Raw genomic sequence first — 15,267 nt, 5'->3', positions numbered from 1 at the left:
GCTCAGCACTTCAGGGTGGAACCGGACGGGTAGGTCAGCTCACTGCCCGGCCGGGGTACGTACTTGGCGAACTGCTCCTGTACGGAAGGGTCGGTGACGGTCTTCTGGAATTCGGTCCAGAAGAAATCGGTCTTCTGCATATGGGCGAGGGCGCCGTTGACCCAGGCGAGCATCTGCGCGTCACCCTTGCGGACACCCATTCCCCAGGGACTGTCGGCCTTGACCTCGCCGACGACCTTGAGGTCGGAGTTCTTCGCCGCCAGGTCGAGGAGAAGTGTGTCGTCCTGGGCGAACGCGACGCCGCGGTCCTGGTTCAGCGCGGTCAGTGCCTGGCTGGTCTCGGTGAACAGTGTCTGCTTGACGTCTTTCATGCACTGGGTCAGCCAGAGGCTGGCGGTGGCGCCGGAGATGCTGATGACCGGCTTGCCGGCCAACTGCTCGAACGAGGTGATCGGGGAGTCCTTGGGTACCAGCAGTTTCACACCGCTGTCGAAGTAGGGGGTGGAGAAGTCGATGGTCTGAGCGCGTTCCGCGGTGTAGTTCATCGTCGCTTCGATCAGGTCGATGCGCTTGGAGGTCAGGAACGACACCCGGTTGGATCCGGTCACGCAGGTCAGGGTCAGCGCGTCGGGGTCGCCGAACGCGTAGGAGGCCATCTGATGGGCGATGGCGATCTCGAAGCCCGCGTTCTTCGACGATTCGTCGATGTATCCGAACGGCGGGTAGTCGCACTTGACGCCGACGGCCAGCTTGCCCTTGCTCTTCACCGCGTCGGGCAGCGGCGCCCCCACGTCCACGGGGCTGCTGGAGGCGGCGGTGGACGAGGACGGCTCGTCGGGTGAGGAGGAGCAGCCCGCGGCGAGGACCAGGACCATCGCCGCACCGATGACAGTGCCGAATTTCGATCTCAAGATGTACTTCCTTCTGCCCGCTCGGGCGGGCTATCTGAGAACCTTGCGCAGGAACTGGCGGGTACGGTCGTTCCGGGGCCGGTCCAGCACCTCGGCCGGGCGGCCCTGCTCCGCGATCACACCACCGTCGACGAACACCAGGCGGTCGCCGAGCTCACGGGCGAAGCCCATCTCGTGGGTGACACACAGCATCGTCATCCCGGAGCGTGCGAGGTCGCGCATCACATCGAGGACCTCGCTGACCAGCTCCGGGTCCAGCGCGGAGGTCACCTCGTCGAACAGCATCACGTGCGGGTCCATCATCAACGCGCGGGCGATGGCGACCCGTTGCTGCTGCCCGCCCGACAACTGCCTCGGGTACGCGTCGGCCTTGCCGGCCAGCCCCACGCGGTCCAGCAACGCGGTGGCCCGCTCCCGCGCCTGCTCTTTGGGCAGCTGTAGCAGCTTGCGTGGCGCCAGGGTGAGATTGTCGACGGCGGACAGGTGCGGAAAGAGGTTGAACTGCTGGAACACCATGCCGATGCGCCGGCGTACCTTGTTCAGATCGACGCCGGGTCCCGTCAGGTCCTCGCTCTCCAGCAGCACCTGGCCGGAGGTCACCGGCTCCAGCAGGTTGACACAGCGCAGCAAGGTGCTCTTGCCACCGCCGGACGGGCCGATGACGGCGACGACCTCACCGCGGGCCACTGTCAGGTCGACGCCCTTGAGCACCTCGACACTGCCGTAGGACTTGTGTACCCCGCGCAGCTCCACCATCACCGGCCGGGTGTCGGCGGGTGACCGGGCGAGCTGACCGTCCACACTCGGCGACTCCGTCATCACGGTGTCCGAGAGCCGCCGGCTGTGCCGGTCGCGTCGGTCGCGGAGGCCTCCGGCGGCAGGTCCGCGTCGCGTGGCAGGAGGGGCGGTACGCCGACCCCCAGGGTGTCGGCGTACTTGACCGCGCTGCCGGTGTTGAGCACCAGGACCTCCTCGTCCCCGTCGAGCCACCCGTCGGCGCGCAGCCGGCGTACCGCGGCCAGCGTCGCCGCCCCCTCCGGGCACATCAGCACACCGTCGGACGTCGCACAGGCCAGCTGCTCCTGAAGGATGTCCCGGTCGTCGACGGCGACCGCCGTGCCCTTGCTGTCCCGCAGCGCGGACAGGATGAGGAAGTCGCCCAGCGCGGCGGCGACGTTGATACCGAACGCGACGGTGTTCGCCTGGTCCGCCGGCCAGGGTTCGGCGGTCTCGGCCCCCGACTCGAAGGCACGCACGATCGGCGCGCAGCCGGTGGACTGTACGGCCACGAACCGGGGCAGCCGCCCGGTGATCCAGCCCAGCGCGGCCAGTTCGTCGAGCGCCTTGCGGATACCGATCAGGCCCACGCCGCCGCCGGTCGGGTACACCACGACATCCGGCACCCGCCAGCCGAACTGTTCGGCGATCTCCAGGCCCATCGTCTTCTTGCCCTCGATGCGGTAGGGCTCGCGCAGCGTCGCGGCGCTGAACCAGCCGTCCCGTACCGCCTGCCCCGCGATACGACCGGCGTCGCCGATCAGACCGTCCACCAGGTACACCCGGGCGCCGGCCGCAAGACACTCCTTGCGGGTCACCTCGGGAGCGTCCTCGGGCATCACCACCAGACACTCCGTGCCCGCCCGCGCGGCATAGGTGGCCCAGGCGGCGCCGGCATTGCCGTTGGTCGGCAGCGTGAGGCGCCGTACTCCCAGTTCACGCGCCCGGGAAACGCCGACCGCCGCGCCCCGCGCCTTGAAACTGCCGGTCGGCAGCATTCCCTCGTCCTTGGCCAGCAGGCCCGGTACCCCGATCCGCCGGCCGTACTCGGCCAGTGGCACGATCGGTGTCCAGCCCTCGCCGAGTGTGATCACATGCGCGGGATCCCGTACCGGCAGCAGTTCCCGGTACCGCCACAGGTCCGCGCCGCGCGACGCGATGTCCTGTGGCCGGACCGAGGCCCGGACCCGGTCGAGGTCGTAGCGGACCAGCAGCGGCGAACCGCAGCGGCACACGTTCTGCGGCACATCCGCGTCGTACCGCTCGGCGCACCGTCCGCATTCCAGGTGGGTGAGCGCGCTGGTCCAGGTCCCGTCGTCGGGGTACAACCGGGTCTTCCTCTCTACTGGGCCGGGGTTGGCCGGTGGTGGGGGCGGGAGGACCCGTCCCCACCACGCGATCTACTTTCCGAGGCGCTTGAACTGCTCGGCCGTGAGCTTCGTCGACGGCCCGTGGTACGCGGCGTTGAAGAGCGTCCGCTGCTCGGACCGGTTCCAGGTGCGGAATCCGATCTCGTTGCCGAACGTGACGACGTAACCCTGGCCGATCGTCCAGGACAGCCCGTTGACCGCCTTGTTGAGGTGTTCGCCGCCGATCAGCCAGCCGCTCTTCAACTGGTCATCGCTGGCGGGGTACTTGGAGATCACGTCCACCGGGTAGGTGCTCGTGCTGGTCAGCTCGTACGCGTCGTTCGACACGAACCACACGGGGTTGTCCGCCGGCACGCCCCAGGCCACCGGGTTGTTCGTGTCGAACTCCTGGCGGAGCAGTGATCCCGGGCAGTAGAAGTCGGAGTTGGAGCCGCTGGGAAGGGTGGAGGTGATGGGCAGGCTGAACAGCGACTGGGCCGTGGCGGTTCCGCTGCCGAAGGTGACGAGTGTGCCGCCGCCGGTCACGAAGTCGTGCAGCTGGTTCCAGCCGGTCGTGCCGACGCCGAACGCCCAGGCCCACTCGGGCGGGTACCTCGTCGCGCTCAGACCGTTGACGATGGAGTTCCTGCTGACCCCGTCCGGCATGATGATGGCGTCGTACGTGCCGGCGAGGTCGGCGTAGTCGCCAGCCTCCACGACCGAGTAGTTCACCCCGTACTGCTCGAACGTCCACATCAGCCAGCCGGACGGCATGTTGTCCGGGGGCTTGAGCAGGCCGATCCTCGTGCCCGGCTTGAGCTGGACACCGGCCACGGCCGGCACCGCGCCGACGGTCGACACCGGGATGCCGGTGTTCTTCGACTGCGTGCGCAGAAGCTCCCGGGCCGCCGATGACGGCGGGACGAGGAAGGTGCCGGCGGGGAAGGTGCGACCGCCGTCGGTGAACTGGGCGGCGGCACGGAAGGTGGGGATGTCCTCCTTCTGCAGCGCGGCGACGATCCGGAACACCCCGTACGATTCAGGTCCGATCGCGTACGCCCCGTCGCGCCGTGGTGTGGACGGCGTGGTGACCGTCGCGGGGCTGACGGAGCTCAGCAGCTTGGCGCTGGCCGGGAAGGATGCCTCTATCAGGTCGGCCTCGAAGCCGAGCAGCATCGGCAGGGTCTGCGCGGTGGTGTCGTACGGCCGCTGCGGCGGGCCACCGGGGTACTGCAGCAACTGCGGGTAGTTCTGCACCTCCAGCAAGGTCTTGGCGAACCCCGCGTACGGCTGCTGCAGATAGATGATGTACGACCCGGCGGGGTACTGCTTGCCGCCGGCGGTGAAGGCGGCCCGTGCCTGATGGATCTCCACCGCGCCGAGGTGGAAGATCTCCAGGGCGTCGTGGACCGCCTGCGGGTCACGCTGCCCGGCCGGGATGACATACGCGTACGGGCTGGTCCGGGTGACCGCCTTGACCCCGACGCGGTAGGAGTTGTAGAGCCAGTTGTAGGTGTCGTAGGCGACCGCCTCCAGGCCCGAGTAGAAAGCCTGTGAGACCCAGTCGATGATGTTGCGCAGCGTCCAGGTGTTGGAGTCGTACGGCTCGATGAAGTTGATGTCGGTGGTCTGCTGGCCGAGCGGCTTCGTACCCACATTGGGGTAGGCGAGGTTGGATGCCGACGCCGCCTCGGTCAGGATGCGCGCCGAACCGTGGTAGACGCAGTACTGCCGGGACGGGGACCAGTAGTCGTACGTCGAGCCCCAGCCGTTGCCCTTCATGCCGGCGACGGTCATGCCCCGCTGCATCGCCAGGCCCACGGTGTCGGTCTGCTGCACCAGGATGGTGTCGATGTTGGGGTCGTACGGCGACAGGTACGGCGGTGTGAACAGCCGGGGGGCGTTGGCACCGGCACCGTGGGAGTCCTGGAAGACATGGGGCCGGTACTTGTTCAGGATCGAGACGTTGTATCTGCTCTCGACCTGGGTGAGCATGATCCAGTCACGGTTGTCGTCGTGGCCGGTGTACTTCTGGTACAGGTCGGGATAGGTGCGCGAGTAGCTGGTGCCGGCCGTGGCGGCGAAGTAGTCGTTGACGAGGACGAGGCCGTCCGGGTTCTGGCACGGCTGGAGCAGGATGACCAGGTTGTCGAGGATCTTCTCGATGTAGTCGGACTTCTCGGTCGCCAGCCGGTAGGCCCATTCGATGGCGGCCTGGGAGTTGCCGACCTCGGTCGCGTGGATGCCGGCCTGCACGTAGTAGAACGGCTTGCTCTTGGTGGCCAGCTTCTTCGCCTCGGCCTCGGACAACCCGCGGGGGTCGGCCAGCCTGGCGTTGGTGGCGACCAGCTTGTCGAGATCGGCCAGGTTCTTCGGAGAGCTGATGGTCAGCAGGACGTACGGATGTCCCTCGGTGGTCTTGCCGATCTCTTCGTACTTCACCCGGTCGCTGCGAGCACCGATCAGCTGGAAGTACGGGACCATCTTGTTCCACTGGGCCAGGAAGCCCTCGGTTCCGATCGGAGTTCCGAAGTACTCCGCCGGGGTCGGGATGCGTCCGCTCTTCTGCCCGGGGGACGGCTGGTCATGGTCGGTCAGGGGGGTCGCGGGGGCTGCCGAGGCGGCGCCCGGGTGGATCACCGTCGCGGCTGCACCGGCGCCGGCCGCCGCGGTGGTCCGAAGAAGCGTCCGGCGGGAGAAACTTGAGCTTTCACTGCTAGTCATCTACCGACATCGCCTTTCACGGTCCGGCTGAGCCGGGCCGTTGTCCGTCACGGAGTCAGGGTGGGTCGACTTCGCTGGTCTGCGGGGTGTCGTACAACGCCGTACGAGTGGGTGGCGCAGCGCCGCGCCACGGTGGTTGTCGCGATGCCTGGGTGCCGCGCGCTGCTGTCGGGCAGACCCGCGTCATGATTCGCGAGCGCCCCGACCCCGGGCAGTGGAACCTCGTTGCGCAACGCAATCTGTCATCCGGCACCGAGCGAGGGCAACGGTTCAATCTTGGATTTAATATTCATGTTGCATCGGGCCTGGCTGGAGCGGTGGCTGGCACGGTGGCAGCGCGGTGCGCGTCGGAGGAGTAACTGACGCTCGACAAGGGCCCGTTGACGCCCCGGCAGTCTTCCGTCGCGCCCGCTGCCACCAGCGACGGCTTCAAGTCCGACGCCCTTGGTCCGGGTTGGCCGTGAACGCGTCTCGCGGGTGGGCTTTCGGCCGTCCTCGGTAGCGGTGGTGGCCCATGCCGTGCCCATGGGTGAATTCGTTGACGGTGCCCTCGATTCCGGAGCTGACCGCCGACCGAGCCTGCCAGTTGGGTGTCCGCGTCGGGAGAGTAGGCGCACCGGTTCGGACGTGCCGCGGAAAACGGGACCCGGCAGCCGTGCTGTCGGCAGGAGATGACGAACGCGAAAGCGGGCTGCGGTCCGGCCGCGAGCGAAGGCGGACGGCCCGCGACTCCCTGTTATTTCTTGGAGCTACTCCTGACTGCCGAAACGTCGCAGCACGTGCGGCACGACAACCGCTGCGGGGCCGGGAGTCGGGACACGGTCACCGGCATTCTGGTGCCCACCTCAGGCACCGTACGGGTCGCCGGGGCCACGCTCCGGCGCGACCGTGCCCGTAACGCTCGCCTGCCTCGACGAACCGACCGTGGGACTCGATGTCCTTGCCAAGGAGCGAATACGCGGCTTCGTCGCAGAACTCAACCGCCGGTCCGGCACCACGGTCGTCCTCACCACCCACGACCTCGACGACGTCGAGGAACTGTGCAGGCGCATCGTGCTCATAGACCACGGCGAAGTCGCCTCCACGGCGACATGGCGGAGCTGAAGGCCCGCTACGCCCCGCACCGGGGGGTGGGCAGTGAGTCATGCCAGTGGTCTCAGCCGATCAGCAAGGCCGCTGTCGCCAGCTCTTCCCGCCCGGAGATACCGAGCTTGCGGTACGTGTTCGAGAGGTGGAACTCGACCGTGCGTGCCGTCAGGTGCAGACCGAGCGCTACTTCCTTGTTGGTCCGGCCGGCGAGCGCGAGTCTGGCGACCTTCTTCTCCTGCTCGGTGAGCGACGGCTTCCAGCCGTCGTCGGCCATCCGCCGAACGGTGGCGGCGGCATAGGCCGACCACGGCTGGAAGCCCGTGTCGGCCGCGGCACCGAGGAATTCCCTCGCCTCTTCGAGTCGTCCGAGCGACAGCAGCAGGCACCCGAGGCCGTATCGCACCTTGGCCGTCTCCATGGTGTCGAGTGACCTGGACAGCAACGACTCCGCTTCGAGGAATGCCTCGACCCCCCTGGAGTCCCGTTGGGCGATGCCGAGCGCGTGCAGGGCGATCCCCCGCGCGTGAACTGTTCCCCACCGCTGGGCCAATTCGTGCTCCCGCCGCGCGAGCACGACGGCGAAGTCGGATCGCCCGAGCGCCGACGCGCAGAGCGCGGCCCGTGAACGCCACGGGAGGACGGCCGGATTATGAACCCCCCACGTGCCCACGCATTCGCCACAGGCGAGTGCGTCTTCGAGCCCCAACTGGAAGTTTCCGGCGGCGAGATGCGCGGCGCTGCGGGCGGCGAGTAGCTGCGCTCGCTCGGGGTGATTCGTACCGGCACCGTCGAACCCGCTTTCGTGCAGTTCGATGTACGCCTGCCGGTGCTGCCCGACCGCGCTGAGGGCCTCGGCATACCAGGCGGCAGCCACCCCGGCGAGCTGAGGACTCGTGTTGCGCTCCCGGACCCGGCCGAACGCCGAAACCGCTTTCGGCATCTTGCCCGAGGCCGCCCATATCCGTCCGCGCAGCAGCGCCAGCGCATCCCGGTGGAGAGCGGATCGGGTCCACAGCGGTACGGCGCTCGCCCGCACACAGGCACCGTTCGCGGCCGGCAGCTCGTTCGCGTAGATCAATGTGAGCACGGCCGCCCAGAAGCCGCCGACGTCGTCCCGCCCGGGGGAACCCAGCACGAGATTGGCCTGGCGGACGGCCTCGGTCCGGTTCAGGCCACGGTTGGCCAGGAGCAACGCACGAACCGCACCCGAGCGTGCCACCGTGCTGTATCCGAACCGTCCGTCGCCTTCCTCGGAGCCGAGCGCCTGGGCACCCGGAGCGTAGGCCAGGTAAGCCAGATCCGGTCCGCTGACCGCACTCGCGTCGTACAGGGCGTCCCGCAGGGCGCGTTCGACCAGAACGTCCGCCTCCTGCCAGCGCCCCCGGGAGACGAGTTCCTGCCGTTTCCTCCTGGCTTCCGCCAGCAGGCGGCGTGGTTTGCCCACGGCACGCTGACGGTCCAAGTCCGACGCGGTCATTTCGTTGTCCCCAATCGCCTGTCCGCGATAACTGATTTCACGTGTATCCGTCGAGGCACCCGGAGCGGGGCTTGTCGATATTCCGTGCGGCCCGGGGCGCCCCTTGGACACGTCACTGGTCCGTACCACGGCCGACGAGAATCGGCGGGCTCGCGCTCAGGAGGCAACGGTGCTCAGCGCCGTGGCGGGTTCGCGTCTGCCGGAGATGCCGAACTCGCGGCAGGCGCCCGGCAGATGGAACTCCACTGTCCGTACCTGGCCGCACGTCGTCTCCGCGACGTCGTTCCGCTCCATGCGGAGCACGCTGAGGTTGTACCGCGTCCGCGTCATCTCATCGGGTGCCCGCCCGAGCGGGAAAACCGTCGCCCATCGGACCGGACAGTCCGCGACCGCGCGGGATTCCCCGTGCCCGCTCGACCACGCCGGTCCGGAGGAGTGCCTCGACGAGCCGCGCGATCGTCAGGCCTGTCACCGATCCGGCGAATTCTCGTCCGAGCCGCGAAGCCAGGAGCTTCGCCGCGTCGGCCGGGCGGCCGGACAACGTGTCGAACGGTCAGCGAGTGGTGCTTCGTGCGCGAGATTTTGTCGGTTCACAGCGTCCCCCAGAATGCTATGCCTATCTCTTTCACGAATTGGGAAAGGTGATTTCGGATGCCAGGACACCGAAATCACCAAGAACCGATACCCCCCTTTTTTTGGTCGACCACACAGTCTCATGCTTTCTTCGGGGGCAACAAGGGGATGTAAGGAAACCTACGGGTGGCCCGCAGAGCCGGGCACCGGCGGGCCGTCCCCGCGTGCCGCCGTCAGAGGAAGCTGTCCGCCAGCGGATGCAACTGCTGGTCCAGCACCTCGAACCCGCCGTCTACCCGGATCACCTGGCCGGAAGTGAACCCGAAGCCGTCGTCGGCGACGAGGGCCACGGCGCGGGCCGCGTCCTCCGGTTGCACTCTGCGCGCCACCACGGAGCGGTCGGTCGTGTACTTCCAGAAGCTCTCACTGAAATTCGACGTGGCGTCGGTGTGCACGGCGCCGAAGGCGACGGCGTTCACCGTTACCCCGTACTGAGCCGCGATACCGGCGATGTGGCGGCTGAAGGTGTTCAGCGCCGCCTTGGCGACGGAATGGGCCATTGCCATGCCGATGGTGTCCGACGCTGTGCTGGAGATGTAGATGATCCTGCCCGACTGCTGCCGGCGCATGACGGCGAGCGTGCGCTGAGTGAGGAAGAAGGAGCCGGCGAGCTCCCCGTTGATCTTCGCGGCGAACGTGTCGAAGTCCAGCTCGGAGAAGGGTACGAAGGGCGGTGTCACGGTGTTCGCGTTACAGATCAGCAGGTCGATGCGCCCGTGGTCGGCCCGCACCCGTTCTACCAGCGCGTCGACCTGGTCGGCGACGCAGACGTCGGCCTGGGCCGCCTCGGCCGTGCCGCCGTGCGCCTCGATCGCCGTGACCACCTCCGCCGCCGCGCCGGCGTCGCTGCGGTAGTTCACTATCACGTGGTATCCACGGCCGGCCAGCTCCTTGGCCGTCGCCGCCCCGATGTTGCGGCCCGCACCACTGATCAGGGCGATTCGCTTCGACTGGTTCACGGTGTCTCCCGTTTGATGTCGCCGACATTCCCTGCGTACTTGCCCCTAATAGGGCGAGTGAATTCACGCATTTCGGAGTGGCCCCAGAAAAGGGATGCGGGCCTTGTGATGCCGTTGTGCGAGTGCGACCCTGGGCGTGGTTTCGGCAAGAGACAGAACGGGATCCGACTGCGCTCGAGAGGAATCGTGATGGCGGACGGGGTGGGCCTGGAGGCCCGGATGGACGAGCTGTCGGCCAGAGTGCGGGAGCTGGAGGCGATCCGCGAGCTCACGAAGCTGCGCAACGCCTTCCATCACTGCCTCAACAGCCTGAACTGGACCGGCCTGGGCGCTCTGTTCACGACGGACGCGCACCTGGACTACGGAAGCTTGGGCGACGTCCGTGGCCGCACGGCGATCCAGGAGTACTACAGCACCCTGCTGCCGAAGATGGTCGAGTTCCAGGGGGCCTCCGAGGTGGTACTGATGAACTTCAACCAGGTCCACCAGGTGGCGGTCGACGGCGACCGCGCGACCGGCGCCTGCTTCTTCGAGGAGCACGTGCGGTTCGACAAGGAGGACTTGGTGTACCAGAGTGTCGGCCGGTTTTCCGACAGCTATGTGCTCGCTGACGGACGATGGCTGTTCGACAGGGTCGAACTCGACCATTACTGGCTGGTTCCCGAGAACAAGAAATTTCGTTGGCCGTGGTGACGGCGAACGGGCACTTCAGAGGAACTCGGTCATCGCCAGGAACAGATGCCGCCGGTCGGCGAGCCCGAACTTCCGGTAGATCGAGGACAGATGGTGCTCCACCGTGCGGCGCGTCAGCGACAGATGGTCTGCGATCTCGGTGTTGTTGTACCCGGCCCAGACCAGCTTGACCACACCGAGTTCGTGCTTGGTCAGGACCGGATCGCCGTGGACGGACAGGAACCCGGACAGCTCCTCGGCGGCACGGTCGGCGGCGTGCCGGCTCCCGCTCCGTTGCGTGAGATCGGTGATCCGCCGCAGGATCTGACGCACTCCCGCCACATCATGCTGGAGCCCCGGGATGGCGCCGAGGACGTGGGCCGCGTACGCGACGTCGCCGCGGGCGTCCGACGTGGCGAGCAGATCGACGGCCTCGGCGACGAGATCCCTCGCGTCCGAGCCGTCTTCCAGTAACGCCGCGGTGAGCAAGGTCCTGCCGATCTCCCGAGGAGAGCCCCATCGCCTCGCTCCGGTGAGCTCGGTGCGGGCGAGCGTGCGCGCCAGTTCGACCTGCTTGAGTTCACGCAGGCACAGCGCGACGCCGGTGCGCCACGGGATCACCGTGGGATTCGCGAAATCGCAGGCGGCGACCTCGGCCCCGCAGGCCAGGAAGTCCTTCAGCGCGCGGTTCGACCGCCGCAGCGCGAGATGGAGCTGCCCTCTCGCGTGGAGCAGGAGCGCCTTGCCCGGTAGGTGCGCCGGGAGGGTTCCCGCATAGCCGCGGCCGATCAGCAGGTTCTCCGCCGTGTACGGCTCGCCCAACTGGACCAGCGCCTCGGTGAGCCAGCCCACCACCACCGCCTCCAGCGATTCGGCGATCGGGGCCTGCACGAGCTCTCCAAGGATGCGCCGGGCGCCGCCCGGATCCCCGACCAGGAAACCGATCCGGCTGCGGACGATCTGCACCACCTGCGCCGCGGGGCTGGTGCCGGACCAGCGGGGCTGCTCGGACAGGCGCGAGCAGTGCAGGTCCGCCAGCATCAGATCGCCGGCGAACACGAGCGCGAGCAAAGAGCGCCATACGCACCCGGAGTCGGGGCACCGGTCGGCGTCGTACAACTGGGCGTCGGCCTGGGCCACGACCGCACCCCGGTCGACACCGAGGCTGAGCAGCGTGGGGCACTGGCAATCGCGGGTGACCCGGCAGCCGCACGTTCGCGGGGCCCGTTCGCTGCGGGGGCCACCGAGGAGACGGATGAGATCCGGCGATTCCGGACGGGCGGGCGGACCGGGCAGCGATTCGAGGATCGTGCTGGTTACCCGCTCCACAGGTGTTCCTCCTCGTGGCTGGTTACGGGACAGCCCTTGGCGCCCGGCGTCCGCGCATCACGGTACTGCACCTGCTTCCGCTGTCATTGCGGACTGTCCGCAGGTTCATTTCGTCCGAGGGGCGCGGCTCTTCGGGCTGTTCCGCCATGGAAGAATCACGTGCCGGGTTCTCCCGATAGCTGCTTCTCATGGGGGCTCTTCTCGGGGATGTCGCAAAAGTGCGTCGGCTCTTTTGGCTTCCCCGTCGAATCGGTGCGACGGAACGGCATGTCGCGCATCCATATATCCGAGAAGAACTCAAGGGTTCGTGCGTGGCCACGGCCGGAGCCCGGTCGGCCCCCGGATTGACACGCGGATCGAACTGTCACTAACCTGGTTGCGGTTCGATCGGTGAGGTCCGGTCGAGAGGGAGCCATGATGAGTGTCAGCAGCAGGAGCGCGGTCGCGATTCACGCGCTCACGATGCTGGCGCGCTGGGGTGATCGCTCGTTGACCTCCGCGGAGATCGCGGACAGTCTGGCGAGCAATCCCGTTCTGGTGCGGCGGATCCTCGGCAGCCTGCGGGATGCCGGTCTGGTCTCGTCCGCCGAGGGGCGCAACGGCGGCTGGTTGCTTGTCCGTCCCGCGCGTGAGATCACGCTCTATGACGCGTACACCGCCGTCGAGGCGGGGCCCATCCTGTCGCGGCACCCGCATCCACCGAGTGCTGAATGCGAGGTGGGGCGCAATATGCAGGGCCTGCTTGAGGTGGAGTTCCGGGATGCGGAGCGAGCCATGGAAGAGCGGCTCGGCCGGACGACAATCGCCCACCTGGTCCGGCAAGTACTGGCCAGCGAACGTGAGCTCGCGCAACCCAATCACTAGCTGACCATGGCGGAGGCGCGTTCCTCCGCTATTCTTTTGCCCTAACTGTAACTACGATGGTGGCAGTAAGTCACCCGAAGGACGTGTCGAATGACTTCCACGTCGACAACGACCGAACGGACCGGCCCGGGATTGGCCTTGTTGGCGGTGCTGATGCCGGCGATCCTCGTCACGGTCACCGCCAGCGACATGGTCGTTCTGATGCTTCCGACGATCGGGGCCGAGTTCGGGGCCTCCGAGGCGGAACTCGCCTGGGTCGTCACCGGCTTCCTGCTGATGTTCTCGGTCGGAATTCCCCTCTACGGCCGTATTTCTGACCGGGTGAGCCTGCGGCGTCTCTTCGCTTTCGCGCTGGTGGTCTACGCCGTCGGGAGCCTGATCTGCGCGATTTCCCCGAGTCTGGCCGTGCTCGTGATCGGGCGGATCGTGACGGGCATCGGAGCGGCCGCGATCCCGGTGCTCTCGATCATCGCCGTCACGAGGTTGCTGCCGGCGAACAAGCGCGGCGTCGGGATCGGCGTCGTCTCCGCGGGCGCGGGCATCGGCACCGCCGCCGGACCGGCGGTGGGCGGCGGGGTCGGCGAGCTGCTCGGCTGGCCCGCGCTGTTCTGGATCATGTTCGCGGTCTCGCTGCTGCTGCTTCCCGCGGCCCTGCGCGTGCTCCCGGACGAGTCCCCGGCGGGCGGGGGCCGGCTCGATCTTCCCGGCGGCATCCTCCTCGGCCTCGGAGCCGGGCTGGTCCTGTTCGGCATGACCCAGGCGCAGGTCTCCGGCTTCACCGCTCCGCTGTCCTGGGGCAGCCTCGTGGTCGCGGTCGCGGCGCTCGTGCTCTTCGGATTGCGCACCGTCCGCGTCGAGCAGCCGTTCGTCCCGCCCGCGCTGTTCACCAACCGCGTCTACCGGACCGGCATCCTGGTCGCGTTCCTGGCTATGATCGTCAACCTTGGTGGCCTGGTGTTCGTCCCGCTGCTGGTGGTCGAGGTCAACGGCCTCACCCCGGGAGAGGGCGCACTGGTCATGATCCCGGCCGGGGTCGCCGTCGCCCTTCTCTCGCCGTTGATCGGCCGCCTCGCCGACCGCGTCGGCACCCGCTCCCTGGTGCTCGCCGGGCTCACCCTCATCGGAGTCTTCTCCCTGTCACTCTCGACCTTCACCGGCGGCTCCTCGGTGATCCCCGCCGGCATCGGGATCTTCGGGCTCAGCATCGGCTTCATCCTTGTGATGACCACCCTCATCGGAGCTGCGGCAGGCGAACTGCCCCCCGAGCAGGCCGGCGTCGGCCTCGGGATCCTCCAGGGGGCTCAGTTCCTCGGAGCCGGCACCGGCCCCGCAGTGTTCGGCGTGCTGGTGTCCGCGAGGCAGCAGAGCGGCAGCGACGCCGTCAACCCCCTCTTCTCCGGTGATGACGGCGCCGCCTACTCCGATGTCTTCCTGGCCATGGCTGCGGTCGTCGTCCTCACGCTGATCGTCGCGTCACGGATGCGTCCCGCGGCAGTCCCCGCGGTCGCGCCGGCCCAGGAGGCGAAGAGTGTCCATTAGGCCCGGGGAATCTCCGTTACGTTACGGAGTTGATCCCGATCGGCCGAGCGACAAGTGACGATCACCTGACTGCCCCTGCATCAGGGGCCCATCCAGATTCACCAACTGTTAGTTGATGAGCTTGCGAGCGACAAGGGGACCGGCATGACTACGGAAGAACGGACTTTCTCTCAAAAGAACATGGAATTCGACGCGTTGTACGCGGGCCGCGCGGCCTTCGGCGGCGTTGAACCGGGTGAGATGGTGATTCCCTGGGACATCGGCGAGCCCCAGCGGGCCGTTGTGGACCTGGCGCGAGCGGGAGGCTTCGCGGGCAAGGTGCTCGACGCGGGCTGCGGACTGGGTGAGAACGCCATCCTGCTGGCGGGCCAGGGGTACGAGGTGACCGGTGTGGACGGTTCGCCCAGTGCGATCGAGCAGGCGGGGCAGCGCGCGTCGGCCCATGGTGTCGAGGTGCGGTTCCTGGTTGCCGACGCCACCGAACTGCAGGGTGTCGGGACCGGTTTCGACACCGTGCTCGACAGCGGTCTGTACCACTGCCTGAACGACGAGCAGCGGTCGGCGTACGCCGCCGCGCTCCACCGGGTGTGCGGACCGGACGCCACGCTCCACCTTTTCTGCTTCGCGGAATCCGTGCCGTCGGGGACACCGATCGTGGAGGATGCCCTGATCAGCAAGGACAATCTGCACGCGAATCTCGACCGGTACTGGCACATCCTGGACATCACCGAAGCCGTCTTCGCCACGAGCTTCACCCATGAACTGCTGGCCAGGATGAGCGAGGCGGGCGCGCCGGACACCGCCGCCAGGCCGGGCCCGGACGCGGTCCAAGTGGACGAGCGCGGGCGGGTGTTGACGCCGATGTCCTATGTGCGTGCGCGGCGGAGGTAGTCGGCTGACGGAAAGCGGAACGTAGGGAAGGCCGGGGGGAATCTCGCCCCCGG

General features: G+C 67.8%; 13 protein-coding genes. 5 read left to right on the top strand and 8 right to left on the bottom strand.

Annotated features, from left to right (window positions below):
• Window positions 1–2: 2 nt before the first annotated feature.
• The 4 genes from OG214_RS02050 to OG214_RS02035 form a co-directional block, all read right to left on the bottom strand.
• Window positions 3–911: a transporter substrate-binding domain-containing protein gene (locus OG214_RS02050; RefSeq protein ID WP_405983531.1), complete on the bottom strand. Its 909-nt coding sequence runs from the start codon at window positions 909–911 to the stop codon at window positions 3–5.
• Window positions 912–941: 30 nt separating this feature from the next.
• The gene (locus tag OG214_RS02045) at window positions 942–1,667 is read right to left on the bottom strand and encodes an amino acid ABC transporter ATP-binding protein (protein ID WP_405987410.1); all 726 of its coding nucleotides are present in this window, start codon (window positions 1,665–1,667) and stop codon (window positions 942–944) included.
• 62 nt (window positions 1,668–1,729) lie between these two features.
• The gene (locus tag OG214_RS02040; RefSeq protein ID WP_405983530.1) at window positions 1,730–3,016 is read right to left on the bottom strand and encodes a threonine synthase; all 1,287 of its coding nucleotides are present in this window, start codon (window positions 3,014–3,016) and stop codon (window positions 1,730–1,732) included.
• Window positions 3,017–3,088: 72 nt separating this feature from the next.
• Window positions 3,089–5,761 carry a M14 family zinc carboxypeptidase gene (locus OG214_RS02035; RefSeq protein WP_405983529.1) on the bottom strand — a complete coding sequence of 891 codons (2,673 nt, stop codon included), beginning with the start codon at window positions 5,759–5,761 and terminating at the stop codon, window positions 3,089–3,091.
• 888 nt (window positions 5,762–6,649) lie between these two features.
• Between OG214_RS02035 and OG214_RS02030 the strand changes: the two genes are divergently transcribed.
• Window positions 6,650–6,865 carry a hypothetical protein gene (locus OG214_RS02030; protein WP_405983528.1) on the top strand — a complete coding sequence of 72 codons (216 nt, stop codon included), beginning with the start codon at window positions 6,650–6,652 and terminating at the stop codon, window positions 6,863–6,865.
• A gap of 52 nt (window positions 6,866–6,917) precedes the next feature.
• On the opposite strand, the gene OG214_RS02025 is transcribed toward OG214_RS02030, so the two are convergent.
• The 3 genes from OG214_RS02025 to OG214_RS02015 form a co-directional block, all read right to left on the bottom strand.
• Window positions 6,918–8,327, bottom strand: a complete 1,410-nt coding sequence (locus tag OG214_RS02025) for a helix-turn-helix transcriptional regulator (RefSeq protein ID WP_363082948.1) — start codon at window positions 8,325–8,327, stop codon at window positions 6,918–6,920.
• A gap of 156 nt (window positions 8,328–8,483) precedes the next feature.
• On the bottom strand, window positions 8,484–8,621 hold the full coding sequence (locus tag OG214_RS02020; protein WP_363082947.1) for a hypothetical protein: 138 nt from the start codon (window positions 8,619–8,621) through the stop codon (window positions 8,484–8,486).
• A 512-nt stretch (window positions 8,622–9,133) separates the two neighbouring features.
• Complete coding sequence (locus OG214_RS02015; RefSeq protein ID WP_405983527.1) at window positions 9,134–9,919, bottom strand: SDR family oxidoreductase; 786 nt, start codon at window positions 9,917–9,919, stop codon at window positions 9,134–9,136.
• Window positions 9,920–10,108: 189 nt separating this feature from the next.
• Here OG214_RS02015 and OG214_RS02010 point away from each other — a divergent pair, with 189 nt between their 5' ends.
• Window positions 10,109–10,612 (top strand): nuclear transport factor 2 family protein, encoded by a 504-nt coding sequence (locus OG214_RS02010; protein ID WP_405983526.1) that lies wholly within the window; start codon window positions 10,109–10,111, stop codon window positions 10,610–10,612.
• A 15-nt stretch (window positions 10,613–10,627) separates the two neighbouring features.
• Here the strand turns inward: OG214_RS02010 and OG214_RS02005 are convergent, their stop codons facing one another.
• Entirely contained in the window at window positions 10,628–11,920 is a 1,293-nt protein-coding gene (locus tag OG214_RS02005) for a LuxR C-terminal-related transcriptional regulator (RefSeq protein WP_405983525.1), read from the bottom strand.
• Between the two features lie 417 nt (window positions 11,921–12,337).
• Here OG214_RS02005 and OG214_RS02000 point away from each other — a divergent pair, with 417 nt between their 5' ends.
• The 3 genes from OG214_RS02000 to OG214_RS01990 all read left to right on the top strand — a co-directional run bounded on the left by OG214_RS02000 (window position 12,338) and on the right by OG214_RS01990 (window position 15,214).
• Complete coding sequence (locus OG214_RS02000; RefSeq protein ID WP_382853739.1) at window positions 12,338–12,784, top strand: Rrf2 family transcriptional regulator; 447 nt, start codon at window positions 12,338–12,340, stop codon at window positions 12,782–12,784.
• 90 nt (window positions 12,785–12,874) lie between these two features.
• Complete coding sequence (locus OG214_RS01995; RefSeq protein ID WP_363082942.1) at window positions 12,875–14,323, top strand: MFS transporter; 1,449 nt, start codon at window positions 12,875–12,877, stop codon at window positions 14,321–14,323.
• A 144-nt stretch (window positions 14,324–14,467) separates the two neighbouring features.
• Window positions 14,468–15,214: a class I SAM-dependent methyltransferase gene (locus OG214_RS01990; RefSeq protein ID WP_405983524.1), complete on the top strand. Its 747-nt coding sequence runs from the start codon at window positions 14,468–14,470 to the stop codon at window positions 15,212–15,214.
• The last annotated feature ends 53 nt before the right edge of the window (window positions 15,215–15,267 follow it).

It is taken from the genome of Streptomyces sp. NBC_00872 (genome assembly GCF_045161915.1).
Lineage (GTDB): Bacteria > Actinomycetota > Actinomycetes > Streptomycetales > Streptomycetaceae > Streptomyces.
This window is presented reverse-complemented; position numbering and strand designations above follow the sequence as displayed.

Coding starts and splice junctions, on each gene's coding strand:
- OG214_RS02045 (WP_405987410.1), bottom strand. CDS start 1,667: ATGGTGGAGCTGCGCGGGGTACACAAGTCCTACGGCAGTGTCGAGGTG.
- OG214_RS02035 (WP_405983529.1), bottom strand. CDS start 5,761: ATGACTAGCAGTGAAAGCTCAAGTTTCTCCCGCCGGACGCTTCTTCGG.
- OG214_RS02025 (WP_363082948.1), bottom strand. CDS start 8,327: ATGACCGCGTCGGACTTGGACCGTCAGCGTGCCGTGGGCAAACCACGC.
- OG214_RS02020 (WP_363082947.1), bottom strand. CDS start 8,621: ATGGAGCGGAACGACGTCGCGGAGACGACGTGCGGCCAGGTACGGACA.
- OG214_RS02010 (WP_405983526.1), top strand. CDS start 10,109: ATGGCGGACGGGGTGGGCCTGGAGGCCCGGATGGACGAGCTGTCGGCC.
- OG214_RS02000 (WP_382853739.1), top strand. CDS start 12,338: ATGAGTGTCAGCAGCAGGAGCGCGGTCGCGATTCACGCGCTCACGATG.
- OG214_RS01995 (WP_363082942.1), top strand. CDS start 12,875: ATGACTTCCACGTCGACAACGACCGAACGGACCGGCCCGGGATTGGCC.
- OG214_RS01990 (WP_405983524.1), top strand. CDS start 14,468: ATGACTACGGAAGAACGGACTTTCTCTCAAAAGAACATGGAATTCGAC.